The 13,852-nt window shown below is 56.3% G+C and carries 9 protein-coding genes; all 9 read left to right on the top strand.

Annotated elements, in window-relative coordinates; translation table 11 throughout:
* Positions 1-24 precede the first annotated feature (24 nt).
* The gene (locus B9Y90_RS16360; RefSeq protein WP_085541886.1) at positions 25-1,260 is read left to right on the top strand and encodes an STY4528 family pathogenicity island replication protein; all 1,236 of its coding nucleotides are present in this window, start codon (positions 25-27) and stop codon (positions 1,258-1,260) included.
* A gap of 1,098 nt (positions 1,261-2,358) precedes the next feature.
* Positions 2,359-2,856 carry a type VI secretion system contractile sheath small subunit gene (gene tssB, locus B9Y90_RS16355; protein ID WP_085541885.1) on the top strand — a complete coding sequence of 166 codons (498 nt, stop codon included), beginning with the start codon at positions 2,359-2,361 and terminating at the stop codon, positions 2,854-2,856.
* 34 nt (positions 2,857-2,890) lie between these two features.
* Positions 2,891-4,438 (top strand): type VI secretion system contractile sheath large subunit, encoded by a 1,548-nt coding sequence (gene tssC, locus B9Y90_RS16350; protein ID WP_085541884.1) that lies wholly within the window; start codon positions 2,891-2,893, stop codon positions 4,436-4,438.
* Positions 4,439-4,455: 17 nt separating this feature from the next.
* Entirely contained in the window at positions 4,456-5,796 is a 1,341-nt protein-coding gene (tssK, locus tag B9Y90_RS16345; RefSeq protein ID WP_085541883.1) for a type VI secretion system baseplate subunit TssK, read from the top strand.
* The gene (tssL, locus tag B9Y90_RS16340) at positions 5,793-6,482 is read left to right on the top strand and encodes a type VI secretion system protein TssL, short form (protein ID WP_085541882.1); all 690 of its coding nucleotides are present in this window, start codon (positions 5,793-5,795) and stop codon (positions 6,480-6,482) included. The genes tssK and tssL overlap by 4 nt, the downstream gene beginning before the upstream one ends.
* Positions 6,479-8,179 carry an OmpA family protein gene (locus tag B9Y90_RS16335; protein WP_085541881.1) on the top strand — a complete coding sequence of 567 codons (1,701 nt, stop codon included), beginning with the start codon at positions 6,479-6,481 and terminating at the stop codon, positions 8,177-8,179. The genes tssL and B9Y90_RS16335 overlap by 4 nt, the downstream gene beginning before the upstream one ends.
* 4 nt (positions 8,180-8,183) lie before the next feature.
* Entirely contained in the window at positions 8,184-8,675 is a 492-nt protein-coding gene (hcp, locus tag B9Y90_RS16330; RefSeq protein WP_014070071.1) for a type VI secretion system effector Hcp, read from the top strand.
* A 173-nt stretch (positions 8,676-8,848) separates the two neighbouring features.
* Entirely contained in the window at positions 8,849-11,503 is a 2,655-nt protein-coding gene (gene tssH, locus B9Y90_RS16325) for a type VI secretion system ATPase TssH (protein WP_085541880.1), read from the top strand.
* Positions 11,500-13,851, top strand: a complete 2,352-nt coding sequence (locus B9Y90_RS16320) for a type VI secretion system Vgr family protein (protein WP_085541879.1) — start codon at positions 11,500-11,502, stop codon at positions 13,849-13,851. Before tssH ends, B9Y90_RS16320 begins: the two co-directional genes overlap by 4 nt.
* The last annotated feature ends 1 nt before the right edge of the window (position 13,852 follow it).

Below are 13,852 nucleotides of genomic sequence, written 5' to 3'. Positions count from 1 at the left end.
TGGTCTGGTCATAAAGGAAAAAACATGAATTTGCCTGCAGAGAGTCTGATAACCCGCACCGTTGAGCTGATGAATGCCCAACTGGCACAGCGAATACCCGGTGAAGACGTGGCGCAGTTGCGCAGCGGGCTGCTTTATATGGGCAATGTACAGGACGCGTTTCCGCGCCGCCTGCTGCTCGACGCCCGTCTGTCACCCCTGGATAAAATGGCGTGGATGATGATCCGCCTTTACGCGCAGCAGAATCAGGGGGCCGTCTTCCCGAGTTATGATGATCTCCAACTGCAGCTGGCATCTCCCGGGAAAGGCAGGGCATCGCGTGAAACGGTCAGCCGGGTGCTGCTGATGCTGCGTATCACCGGCTGGCTGAGCCTGTGTAAACGTGTGCGTGACGAAAGAGGGCGGGTGCGGGGCAACGTCTATGCACAGCATGACGAACCGGTGACCTGCCGGGATGCTGAAGTGCTGGATCCCCGCTGGCTGGACACGGTCGCTGAGGCGTGTCGTCACAGAAATCGTACGATCAGCCAGACTGCGTGGGAGGTTCTGCAGGATATCAAAGACGATCCCCAGATGCGCCACCGGCACAGCCATATCACGCTGGTTGAGAGCCGGCTCAGGGCGGCACAAACGCCAGGCCAGCTGGCGGTACGGCAGCGGGAAAATATAGCGTCACAGCCTCCGGGTTCGGTATCCGAACTCAGTCAAAAAATACCGGGTTCGGATGCCGAACTGAGTTCTCTACCAGAGAAAACAGCGCAGAGTTCGGATACCGAACTCAGTCTACAATCAGGCACTTACAAAAAATCGCCCGGAGTTCGGAAACCGAACGGTTACGTACGTTCTTTTACACAAAGTGATAATAAAAATACGTACGTAAACCCGCGCGCGATGTTGCCTGACAATATCGTCAGCCAGATAAAAGATGAAGATGCCGATATGCTGACCTGCCAGCTGCAGGCGCTGCCGGGGGATCTACGCGAGCAGGTGCTCCAGCGCTTCGGGATTGCGCAGGCGGCGGGGAAACTCAGTAACCCGGTGGGCTGGCTGCTGGCGGTTATGAAGCGGGCTCGCGAAGGTGCGTTGTTCAGCCATGTGTCCGGGCGCGAAGATGCTGTGTCTCCGCCAACTGCCGATACCAGCCCGTCATGCCGTCTGTTGCAATTGCAGAGCCCGCGGCGTGCATCATCGCCTGAGCACGTCAGCAGCGTGGTGGCAGAAATTCGGCGCAGGATGGCGGTTGAGAAAGGGCTTAAGTAGCGTTGTTCAAATAACAGGCGGTGCTGGCACTGCCAGCACCGTATAAAAAACAATCAACTCTGTTGTTTGCAATTATCGGGAATACAAGAGGGTTTCCATGTCTGGCTATGTGTCCCGGCTTACTCAGCTCCCTGAGGGTTATTCCCGATCTGGACGGGGAATACTGGCTATAAAATGGGTGCTGATAGAGGGCTCAAACCGTTTGGGTTAAAAAACAGGTGCTGCTGGCAGTGCCAGTAGCGATTAAAAAAGCAAGCGATGTCGCTGTTTGAGCCTGCCGCCTGAGTAAAACAGATTTTTAATACAGAGGGGATTGATGTTCCCATCCTGATGCAGGGTGGCATAAAGCGAGGTGCCCTGGAGCATCTCAGGCGGTTTAGGGCGGGGAATCCGGAGTCCTGTGGTGCACTTTAGCCCAGTTAAAGAGAAGTGATGCTGGCATATTCCTGCTCATGAGCATCAGAGGTGGCTCATATGTGCTACAGAGAAAGCCCCGCAGATGACTAATAAACCATCATAAATATCACGCTATCGTTATCGAAAATAAATAAGCCAGCCTTATGGTATGCCCACAGCGCATCAATAATGAGAATTATTTTCCTTTACTCCTCAGATCCACCGGGTAAGAGAGAGGGGCAATGTTTTTTTCTTTATAAAACTTTATCACTGACTCTCCGGGTTATTAGTTGTTTTTTTTCTTAGGCGGTTTCAGAAGCCCTACTGGAAAATTGCTGCAGCGCCTTATTCCATGGTATTTGCAAGGCTTTTTATAGAAAATTCCTATAAATCAAATGGATGATCTGATTTTGTTAAATTCATCTGGTGTAAAAATGTGTTACATAATTTAAATTTTCATCGCGCTGTTAAAGTTTTTACACTTCCCTCCAATAGGTGCTTATCCGAAATGTCTCTTTCAGGTTAAGGCTTATCAATACCGTGTCATGTTACGTCAGTGAATGGAATGTGCTCGTTTTTAACTCCGTTTGGGCTTTACGTCAGTTCACGTAAGCTGCGATGTTGTTTTGGATAAATAAGCCGTTCTTATTGATTTTTCACTGGCATTGGCCATCTCTATTGCTTCATAGAACAGGGTCATCTATGTCTAACTCGTATCAGTCCGAGATCCCCAAAGCCCGCGTGAACATCCAGTTGAGTGTGCATACGGGAGGCGCGCAGAAAAAAGTCGAATTGCCTCTTAAGCTGATGGTCGTGGGTGATTACAGCAACGGTACCGGACAGCTTCCGGTGTCTGAGCGCGAAAAGGTCAACGTCGATAAAAACAACTTTGACAGTGTGCTCTCGGAATTTTCTCCCTCCGTCAATCTTTCCGTGGAAAACACGCTGGCCGGTGACGGCAGCGAAGAAAACGTCAGCCTTTCCTTTACCCGGATGAAAGATTTCGAGCCGGAGCAGGTCACCCGCCAGATACCCCAGTTAAAAGCCATGCTTGCCATGCGTAATCTTCTCCGTGACCTGAAGGCCAACCTGCTGGACAACGGCACTTTCCGTAAAGAGCTGGAAAAAATTCTGCTTGACCCGTCGCTCAGCGCTGAACTGCGCAGCGAGTTATCTGCTCTGGCGCCGAAACAAGCCTGACGGTCGTGATGTTTAACGGATTAATGAAGAGAAAATGCTGATGTCTGTGAAAAATGAAAATGCCGCAGCGGGTGAAAGCGTCGTCCTTGAACAATCTGATGCACAGGGGGTGTATGCGTCCCTGTTTGAGAAAATTAACCTGAAACCTGTGTCTGAGTTAAGCGCGCTGGATATCTGGCAGGATAATCAGGCGATGTCGGATGCCACTGCTGATGAGCGACTGACCGCCGGTGTGCAGGTGTTTCTCGAGTGCCTGAGTAAAACGGGTTCAAAAGTCGAGAAACTGGATAAGACCCTGATTGACCATCATATCGCTGAGCTCGATTTTCAAATCAGTCGCCAGCTGGATGCGGTGATGCATCATGAGGCGTTCCAGGCCGTAGAATCTCTCTGGCGCGGCGTGAAATCCCTGGTAGATAAAACCGATTTCCGTCAGAACGTCAAAATCGAGCTACTTGATCTGTCGAAAGACGATTTGCGTCAGGATTTTGAAGACGCGTCGGAGATTATCCAGAGTGGATTATACCAGCACACGTACACGGCTGAGTATGACAGTCCGGGTGGAGAGCCGATTGCTGCCCTGATTTCAGCTTACGAGTTTGACGCATCTGCTCAGGATGTGGCGCTGCTGCGTAACATCTCCAGAGTGTCCGCTGCGGCACATATGCCCTTTATCGGTTCTGCCGGTCCGAAATTCTTTCTCAAAGAATCGATGGAAGAGGTGGCTGCGATCAAAGATATTGGTAACTACTTTGACCGTGCCGAATACATCAAATGGAAGAGCTTCCGTGATACCGACGACAGTCGCTACATTGGCCTGGTGATGCCACGTGTGCTGGGTCGTCTGCCATATGGCCCGGACACCGTACCGGTGCGCAGCTTCAACTACATCGAAGAAGTCAAAGGCCCGGATCACGATAAATACCTGTGGACCAACGCGTCGTTCGCCTTCGCGGCCAACATGGTGAAGAGCTTCATCAACAACGGCTGGTGCGTACAAATCCGTGGCCCGCAGGCGGGTGGCGCAGTACAAGACCTGCCAATCCATCTGTATGACCTGGGCACCGGCAATCAGGTGAAGATCCCGTCAGAAGTGATGATCCCGGAAACCCGTGAGTTTGAATTCGCCAACCTCGGCTTCATTCCCCTGTCGTACTATAAGAACCGCGACTATGCGTGCTTCTTCTCGGCGAACTCGACCCAGAAACCAGCCCTGTATGACACTGCGGATGCGACGGCCAACAGCCGCATCAACGCGCGTCTGCCGTACATCTTCCTGCTGTCGCGTATCGCGCACTACCTGAAGCTTATCCAGCGTGAAAATATCGGTACCACCAAAGACCGTCGTCTGCTGGAACTGGAGCTGAACACCTGGGTGCGCGGCCTGGTGACTGAAATGACCGATCCGGGCGATGAGCTGCAGGCTTCTCACCCGCTGCGTGACGCAAAAGTGGTCGTGGAAGACATCGAAGACAACCCGGGCTTCTTCCGCGTGAAGCTGTACGCCATCCCGCACTTCCAGGTGGAAGGCATGGACGTCAACCTGTCACTGGTTTCCCGGATGCCGAAGGCGAAATCATAAGCTAAGGCAGGAAGCCAATGAAAACGGAACAACCGTTATGGGGCAGGGGCCAGATGGTCTCTCCCCAGCACTTCCAGCAACAGGCCGCGTACGCGGCTTGGTCTGCGGAATGCATTGCCCGGCTGGGTCTCTCCCATCCCTGGGGAATGATTGAGGCCACTTTCGAACAGGATGCGCTGAAACTGGGCCGCCTGCAGGCCCGTCATCTGCACATCCGTTTCCCCGACGGCACGCTTATCGATACGGATAATGCCGATGACCTGCCGCCGGTGCTGACGCTTGAGGGCGAATCACAGGACGCGGTGGTGGTTCTGGCGCTTCCGCTGCTGCGGGCAAATGGCGGCAACTGTCTTAAACCCGATGAGGTGGCCGAGCGCCCTGTTCGTTATCGCCAGCGCTGGCGGGATGTCCGCAATGTCTTTGGGGAAGACACCCGCCAGATTGCAGTGATGCAGCCAGAGCTGACGTTGCGTTTCGCCCATCAGAACAACAGTGATTACCTGACCTGTCCGGTCGCCCGTCTGCAGCAGGATTCACAGGGGAACTGGGCACTCGATGAAACCTTTCTTCCGCCACTGCTGGCTTTGCAGGGCAGCCGCTGGCTGGTGACCCAGATGGAACAGCTGATGACGCAACTGCGTGCCCGTCTGAGTCGCCTGATGGACATGCGTCGTGAAAGTAACGAGCGCATGGCCGATTTTGCCGTGGCGGATGTGTCTCTCTTCTGGCTGCTCAATGCCCTGAACAGCGCAGAACCCGTGCTCGGACAGTTTCAGCGTCACCTGCAAAGTCCACCTGAGCGTCTGTACCCGGAACTGGCACGCCTTGCAGGCAGCCTGCTGACCTTTTCGCTGGAACACCAGGTCAGTGCTATCCCTGTATGGCAGCATGAGCAACTGAATAACGTCTTCCCGCCGCTCTTTGACCTGCTGGGCGACCTGCTGGAAGCCAGCCTGCCGTCGCGGGTGGTAGCGATTGAGCTTGAGCATGATGCCCGGCTTCACTTCTGGCAGGCCCGTCTGCATGACCCACGCCTGCGCGAAGGGGCGGACTACTACCTCTCCGTGCGTTCGCCAATGCCGGTGGCACAACTGCAGGAACAGTTCCCGCGTCAGTGCAAGGTCGGCAGTCCCGATCATGTCAGGAGTATCGTCAATTCATCACGGGTGGGCGTGCCTCTGACGCCACTGCGTCATGTGCCGGCCGCCATTCCGCTGCGTCTGGAAAATCAGTATTTCTGCCTCGATGTTTCTCATCCTCTGGCCACCGAAATGCTCACGGGCGGCACCTGTATGTTTTACGTTCCGGGCATGCTCGGCGAGCCTGAACTTGAACTCTTTGCGGTACTGAGAACATGAGTGAGTGCAAACGCGGCGCGACCGCGTCCATAGATATTGATGTTCTGCTGCAGGACACCTGGCTGCAGGTGATCAGCCTGCGTCACGGCCCAAAGTTTCAGGATGGAGAAGGGCGCACGTTGTGGGAGCGCTGCATTGCTGATGTTGAGCGTGTGCAGCGTGAGCTGAAAGCGAGTGAACTCGATGAAGCCAGCTGCCAGCATATTCTCACTGCACAGTGTGCGTTGCTTGATGAAGCCGTCAAAGGTCGCGGTGTGGAGGATGATGCCTGCGTGCAGTGGTATGACATTCCCCTGCAGGGACACTACCTCGGCACCATGGATGCCGGTGATACGTTGTGCGATCGGATGCGCGATGTGCTGCATGAACCGGCGCCTGACCAGGCTGTGGTGACCTGCTTCCAGCGGGTCATGATGCTGGGGTTCCTCGGCAGTTTCCGCTTGCTGAACGATCCGGAGCGCCAGAAACTCGTCAACGCGCTCAGTGAACATGTCACGCCGTTCAGCTATCCACAAACCCATCCGGTGCTGGCGGAAAGCCGTACCGGACGGGGAATGGGCGGCTGGCTGGCGTCATGGCCCGTGCGTATTGGCCTGAGCGTGGTGGTGGTTGCTGCGCTGTGGTGGGGACTGAGCCACTGGCTGGATCAGACACTGCTGACCCTGCTGCCGGGAACCGTGAAATGAGTCCTGCACAACAGCGCGGGCTTGCGTTGTGGGCCGCCCTGCTGAGTGCAGTGGTCTGCCTGGGCTTCCTGCCGGTGTCCCGACTGGTTTCTGTGCTTGTTCTGTTGGCAATGCTGGGGCTTATCTTGGCGTTCTGGACTGTCGGCAGTCGTCGTGCGGAGCATGACGTCACCCTGCGTCTGGATGGCCTCCCGGAAGCCACTTACCGTCAGCCCGTGGTGCTGGTCTGTGGCGATCTGCCGCTGGCATGTATGCAGCAGTCACCGGTGCTTACGGTCACGCAGGGCTGCTGGATCCGCGTGGAGGATCATCAGGATCTGGAGCAGGTCGCCCGCCAGGTACTGTGGTTGCGACCTGACTGGGGTCGCAACCTGTCGGTGATGGTCAGCGTCTGTCCGCAGAAACACGCCGACAGCGAGCGGCTTACCAGTCGTCTGCTGGCCCTGCGCTGGCAAATCAGCCAGTTGCGTAAAGAGACGGGCCATTCTGTGCCGCTGGTTCTGAATGGGCAGATTGGCAGCGAGATGACGAATGATCTGCTCTGGCAGGCGGCTATCCCTAGGGAAGGGGGGAGGGTCTGGCGTGAGTCTTCAGCGCCGGGTTCAATCGCTGCATGGGTCACCACCGGTGGGTCGCCTGCGATGCAGCAACAGGTGCTGATGAACAGCCTGATGAGCTGGTTCCATCAGCACGTCAATGCTGTCTTTATGGATGAGAACCCCGACGTTCCTGTCATTGCACCTGGCGCGGTGTTGTGGGGAATGGGACCGATCCTGGCCGGAAGTCTGGCCACATCTGTCTGGACTGCGTGGCTTTCCCGTCACACTGCGATGCAGCAGGTGGCGGGCTGGCAACCGTTAGGAACGGACAGTACGGTTATCTCTCCCTTCCCGGATTTTATCCTGCCGCTGCTACCCGAAGGGCGAGGCCTGACGCCGCGTGGGCGAGCCTTCCGTTGTGCGCTCGGGATTTTCACGCTGGCGGCCATTGCTGCGCTGCTCACTAGTGGCTGGAACAATCGCCAGCTGCTGCAGCGAGTGAGCTTCGATATTGCCCGCTATGACCGTATCCCGATGCATGATTTCGGACCCAAAGCCGATGCCATTGCCGTTCTGCGTGACGATGCTGCAGAGCTGGATGATTGGGCGCGCAATGGCGTACCGGCGCGGATGGGCCTTGGTCTGTATCAGGGGGAGCGTCTGCGAATGCCTGTGCTGGATGCGATCCGTTCGTATATGCCTCCACCGCCGCCACCTAAACCACAACCGGTACCAAAAATTGTCCGTCTCGACAGCATGTCGCTGTTTGATTCCGGCAAATCCGTGCTGAAGGCTGGCTCCACCAAAATGCTGGTCAACTCCCTGGTCGGTATCAAAGCGAAGTCGGGCTGGCTGATTGTGGTCGCCGGGCATACCGACAACACCGGCAATCCAACACTCAATCAGACGCTTTCACTCAAGCGTGCCGAAGCGGTGCGCAACTGGATGCGTGATACCGGTGATGTACCGGAAAGCTGTTTTGCGGTGCAGGGCTATGGCGAGAGCCGTCCGATCGCAACCAATGACACCCCGGATGGGCGCGCGCTCAACCGCCGTGTCGAAATCAGTCTGGTACCGCAGGCCAGTGCCTGTCAGATACCGGGCCACACCCAGGCGTCATCGCAGGATGATGGCGCATCACAACACAATGGAGAGTAATTCCATGGCAATTCCTGTTTATCTTTGGCTGAAAGACGATGGTGGTGCGGACATCAAAGGTTCTGTGGACGTTCAGGATCGTGAAGGCAGCATCGAAGTGGTTGCACAGCAGCATAACCTGTACATCCCGACTGACAACAACACCGGCAAGCTGACTGGTACCCGTATCCACACCCCGTTCCTGTTCACCAAGGAAATCGACTCGTCCAGCCCGTACCTCTACAAGGCGGTGACCACCGGTCAGACCCTCAAGTCTGCGGAATTCAAGTGGTACAAAATCAACGATGCGGGCCAGGAAGTGGAGTACTTCAACACCAAACTGGAAAACGTGAAAGTGGTGAAAGTGAATCCTGAAATGTATGACATCAAGGATCCTTCTAAAGAGAAGCACAACCACCTTGAGCGCATTGAACTGCGTTACGAAAAAATCACCTGGACCTACAAAGACGGCAACATCATTCATTCCGATTCCTGGAACGAACGCGCCACCGCGTAAGCCCGATGCGGACGGGGTTTCCTGTCCGCAGTTTTTTGCTGAGTGCCTGTATGAAACGGGCTTTCAGCAAAGAAACCCACAAACTGCCAGCCTGACCGTATGCGCTTTGGTCCCCGTCACGGGAAACAGCGATGGGCGGTAGCGTGTCCAGGAACCGACAAAGAGAGAGATTCATGGAAAATCCAGCCATCCTGTTGCGACGTCTGAACCCTTACTGTGCCCGTGCGATGGAGGGGGCGGCTTCGCTCTGCCAGACCCGTGCCCATGCGGAAATTATGCCGGAGCACTGGCTGTTGAAGCTGCTCGAACAGGGGGAAGGTGACCTGACAGTGCTGGCACGCCGCTACGAGTGGGATATGGATGCACTGTGGCAGGATTTGCTCGGCTGGCTGGATAATCAACCGCGTTCGGTACGCAGCCGCCCGCAGCTGTCCGCAGATATTCAGAAACTGATGCAGGAAGCCTGGATGCAGGCCTCACTAGCCGGAGAGGAAAGTATCCGTAGCGTACACCTGCTGATGGCGCTGACGGAAAACCCACGGCTTGCTCACTGCGACGGTCTGTGGCCACTGCTGACGCTCGGGATGAGTCAGCTTTCCCGCCTGCGCCCGCTGCTGGATGCACAATCTGATGAACGCCCGGAGCTGCAGTTTGAGGCTGAACTGGCCCAGGAGCATGGCAGTGAGGTGGAGTTTGTTGGCCGCCCGGTCGGTGCAGGGCTGAAAGAAGGCGAACTGAACCCGGCGCTGCAGAACGCGCTGGATAAATTCACCCTCGATCTCACCGCCAAAGCCAGAGAGGGCAAAATTGACCCGGTATTCGGCCGTGATACTGAAATCCGCCAGATGGTCGACATTCTCTCGCGCCGTCGTAAGAACAACCCAATCCTGGTCGGTGAACCAGGTGTCGGTAAAACCGCGCTGGTTGAAGGTCTGGCGCTGCGTATAGCAGAGGGCAACGTGCCTGAATCGCTCAAGCCAGTCATCCTGCGTACCCTTGACCTCGGTCTGTTGCAGGCAGGGGCTGGCGTGAAAGGCGAGTTCGAACAGCGCCTGAAAAATGTCATTGATGCGGTACAACAATCTCCGGTACCGATTTTGCTGTTTATCGACGAAGCCCACACCATTATTGGAGCCGGTAATCAGGCGGGTGGCGCGGATGCGGCCAACCTGCTGAAGCCGGCACTGGCGCGCGGCGAACTGCGCACCATCGCCGCGACCACCTGGAGCGAGTACAAACAGTACTTCGACCGCGATGCCGCCCTGGAGCGTCGCTTCCAGATGGTGAAGGTCGACGTGCCGGACGACGACACCGCGTGTCTGATGCTGCGTGGACTGAAATCCCGCTACGCAGAACACCATAACGTGCACATCACCGATGATGCCGTCCGTGCGGCCGTTACACTGTCCCGTCGCTACCTGACCGGACGCCAGTTGCCGGACAAGGCCGTTGATCTGCTCGACACCGCGGCCGCGCGCGTACGCATGAGTCTCGATACCGTGCCGGAACAAATTGTGCGCCTGAAAGCACAGCTGACCGCCCTGGAACTGGAAGAGCAGGCGCTGCTGGAAGATATCGCCGCCGGCAGCAACCGCCATGGTGACCGCCTAGGTGCCATTGAACAGCAGCGGGCTGAACTGAAAGCGCGTATTGCGGAGCAGGAATCGCGTTTCAGCACTGAAAAGGCGTTGGCGCAGCAGCTGATGGCGAGCCGCCAGGACATCAGCCAGCAGGCTGAAATTTCCGACCTGCAGCAGCAGCTGGAGCAGGCACGGCAGGGCGACGTACTGGTTCAGGTGGATGTGGATACCCGCACGGTTGCCAACGTGATTGCCGACTGGACCGGCATACCGCTGTCTTCCCTGATGAAAGACGAGCAGACCGAACTGCTGACGCTTGAAAATGAAATCGGCCGCCGTGTCGTCGGTCAGAATATTTCCCTTGAGGCTATCGCCCAGCGCCTGCGCGCGGCGAAGACCGGGCTGACGTCAGAGAATGGTCCGCAGGGTGTGTTCCTGCTGGTCGGCCCGAGTGGTGTCGGTAAGACCGAAACCGCGCTGGCGCTGGCGGATGTGCTGTACGGCGGTGAGAAATCCCTCATCACCATAAACCTGTCCGAATACCAGGAGCCGCACACGGTGTCGCAGCTGAAAGGCTCGCCTCCGGGTTACGTGGGTTACGGTCAGGGCGGCATTCTCACCGAAGCGGTACGTAAGCGCCCGTATAGCGTGGTGCTGCTTGATGAAGTGGAAAAGGCGCACCGCGACGTCATGAACCTGTTCTACCAGGTGTTCGACCGGGGCTTTATGCGCGACGGTGAAGGGCGTGAAATCGACTTCCGCAACACCGTTATCCTGATGACCTCCAACCTCGGCAGCGATCACCTGATGCAGCTGCTGGACGAACAGCCGGAAGCGACCGAAGCGGATCTGCAGGAGCTGCTGCGCCCAATTTTACGCGACCACTTCCAGCCGGCACTGCTGGCCCGTTTCCAGACCGTGATTTACCGCCCTCTGGCGAAAGCTGCCATGCGTACCATTGTGGAAATGAAGCTGTCACAGGTCAGCAAGCGCTTACATCGTCACTACGGTCTGACCATGCAGATTGATGAGAGCCTGTATGACGCACTCACTGCCGCCTGCCTGCTGCCGGACACCGGCGCACGCAACGTCGACAGTCTGCTCAATCAACAAATTCTGCCGGTGCTGAGTCAGCAGTTGCTGACCCACATGGCGGCGAAACAGAAACCACAGTCGCTATGCCTTAGCTGGAGTGAGGAAGAGGGTATCGGGCTGGAGTTTGACCGTACACAAGGAGTGCACGCATGAGCAGTAATCCCCCGATCAGATTCAGCCACAACCATCACCAGTTGTCGGTGAAGGGATGTGACGCAGAGCTCGATGTACTGGCGTTTGAAGGCGATGAAGCCCTGAGCACGCCGTTCAGTTACCGTATTGAATTCACAAGCGCTGACCATGGCATCAGCAAAGAAATGATGCTGATAAAAGCAGCCTCCCTGACGCTGCAGGCCCCGGTGGACCAGGGTTACGGCATCAAAATGCAGCAGGCCGTGCGAATTCTTCAGGGAGTGGTGAGCGGCTTTGAACGTCTCAACACCTCAAAAGATGAAACCCACTATGCCCTGACGCTCCAGCCACGCTTGGCGCTGCTCGATCGTTCGCACCAGAACGTCATTTATCAGGACATGTCGGTCCCACAAATCGTTGAAAAAATTCTGCGCGAGCGTCACAACATGCGCGGTCAGGATTTTCTGTTCTCACTCTCAAAAGAGTACTCGCGTCGTGAGCAGGTGATGCAGTACGGTGAGGATGACCTGCACTTTATTACCCGCCTGTTGGGTGAGGTGGGTATCTGGTTCCGCTTTACCACTGATACGCGCCTGAACATCGACGTCGTGGAGTTTTATGACGGTCAGCAGGGGTATGAAAAAGGCCTGACACTGCCATCGGTTCCGCCATCAGGACAACATTCGGACGGTGTGGACTCGGTCTGGGGCATGGAGAGCCATCATAACGTGGTGCAGAAGCAGGTCAGCACCCGTGATTACAACTATCGCCAGGCTACGGATGACATGAACACCCAGGTCGATGCGACCCGCGGGGATTCCACCACCTACGGTGATGCCTATCACTATGCGGATAACTATCTGACACCGGGTAGTACCTATGACCGCAATCCGGCCCCGGAGTCTGGAGCCTTTTTTGCCCGCATTCGTCATGAGCGTTATCTGAATGGCCAGACGCAGACTCATGCCATCACCAGCTGCCCGACCCTCTCTCCGGGTCAGGTACTGAAAGTCGCCGGCGGGTACGAAGTGGCAGATGTGTTTGCTCAGGGCGTGGTCGTCACGGCGATGCACAGCCATGCGCGCCGTGATGAAGACTTTGGCGTCAACTTAGACGGCATCCCGGACAGCACTGATTTTAGTTTCCGCCCTGAGCCTGGCTCACGCCCGGTGATGGCCGGCACATTGCCGGCACGCGTCACGAGCACCACCGAGAACGACACCTACGGCCACATCGATAAAGACGGCCGCTATCGCGTCAACATGCTGTTTGACCGTGATAACTGGGAAACCGGGTTTGAGAGCCTGTGGGTGCGCCAGTCACGCCCGTATGCCGGTGACACCTACGGTCTGCACCTGCCGCTGCTGGCAGGCACCGAAGTGGCGATTGGTTTTGAGGACGGTAATCCGGACAGACCGTACATCTCGGGCGTGCTGCACGATTCAGCCCACGGTGACCATGTCACTATCCGAAACTACAAACGTAACGTCCTGCGCACCCCGGCGAACAACAAAATCCGCCTCGATGACAGCCGTAACCAGGAGCATATCAAGGTCTCCACCGAGTACGGCGGCAAGAGTCAGCTGAATCTCGGACATTTAGTTGATGCGGAGAAGCAGAAGCGCGGTGAGGGTTTTGAACTCAGAACCGACAGCTGGGGAGCCATCCGGGCACAGAAAGGGATGTTCATCAGCGCTGATGGCCAGACGAAAGCACAGGGTCAGGTGCTGGAGATGCAGCCAGCGGTCAGCAATCTGGGTGATGCCCGGGAGCAGATGACGTCTATCTCCGATGATGCGCAGAAGGCGACCGCGAACCCGGCCGATCTCCAGGCGCAAATCAAGCTGCTGGAACAGCAGCTGACAGACCTTAAAAAATCAGTACTGCTGCTCAGTGCGCCGGAAGGAATGGCGCTGACCAGCGGACAACATCTGCAGGTATCAGCCGGGCAGAACCTGATAGCCACTGCCGGTAAAAATGCCGACGTCGGCGTGGTGAAAAATCTGTTCGTCGGGGTAGGTAATGCCCTGAGCGTGTTTGTTCGTAAGCTGGGGATCAAGCTCATCGCGAACCAGGGGCCGGTGAGAATCCAGGCACAGAATGACCTGATGGAGCTTATCGCTCGTGGAGAAATCAGCGTCGTCAGTACCGAAGATCGTATCGAGATTATTGCCAAGAAGCAGGTCACGATCAACGGGGGTGGAAGCTATATCACCCTCGATGCCAATGGCATTGAATCTGCCACACAGGGGGAGTACCGGACTAAAGCCGGGCATTACGGACGAAAAGAAAAGGCTAACAAGCCAGAAGACTTCCCGAATGTGGCTCCTGATACCACAGAACCTTCCAGTAAATTCAGCTTTTCCTGAC

It is taken from the genome of Cedecea sp. NFIX57, from assembly GCF_900177785.1.
Classification (GTDB): Bacteria; Pseudomonadota; Gammaproteobacteria; order Enterobacterales; family Enterobacteriaceae; genus Cedecea; species Cedecea neteri_C.
Note: the sequence above shows the minus strand (reverse complement) of the source record. Positions and strands in the feature narration are given on the sequence as shown.

Excerpts from the sequence above, each read along its gene's own strand:
- B9Y90_RS16360 (WP_085541886.1), top strand. The coding sequence starts at position 25 with ATGAATTTGCCTGCAGAGAGTCTGATAACCCGCACCGTTGAGCTGATG.
- tssB (WP_085541885.1), top strand. The coding sequence starts at position 2,359 with ATGTCTAACTCGTATCAGTCCGAGATCCCCAAAGCCCGCGTGAACATC.
- tssC (WP_085541884.1), top strand. The coding sequence starts at position 2,891 with ATGCTGATGTCTGTGAAAAATGAAAATGCCGCAGCGGGTGAAAGCGTC.
- tssK (WP_085541883.1), top strand. The coding sequence starts at position 4,456 with ATGAAAACGGAACAACCGTTATGGGGCAGGGGCCAGATGGTCTCTCCC.
- tssL (WP_085541882.1), top strand. The coding sequence starts at position 5,793 with ATGAGTGAGTGCAAACGCGGCGCGACCGCGTCCATAGATATTGATGTT.
- B9Y90_RS16335 (WP_085541881.1), top strand. The coding sequence starts at position 6,479 with ATGAGTCCTGCACAACAGCGCGGGCTTGCGTTGTGGGCCGCCCTGCTG.
- hcp (WP_014070071.1), top strand. The coding sequence starts at position 8,184 with ATGGCAATTCCTGTTTATCTTTGGCTGAAAGACGATGGTGGTGCGGAC.
- tssH (WP_085541880.1), top strand. The coding sequence starts at position 8,849 with ATGGAAAATCCAGCCATCCTGTTGCGACGTCTGAACCCTTACTGTGCC.
- B9Y90_RS16320 (WP_085541879.1), top strand. The coding sequence starts at position 11,500 with ATGAGCAGTAATCCCCCGATCAGATTCAGCCACAACCATCACCAGTTG.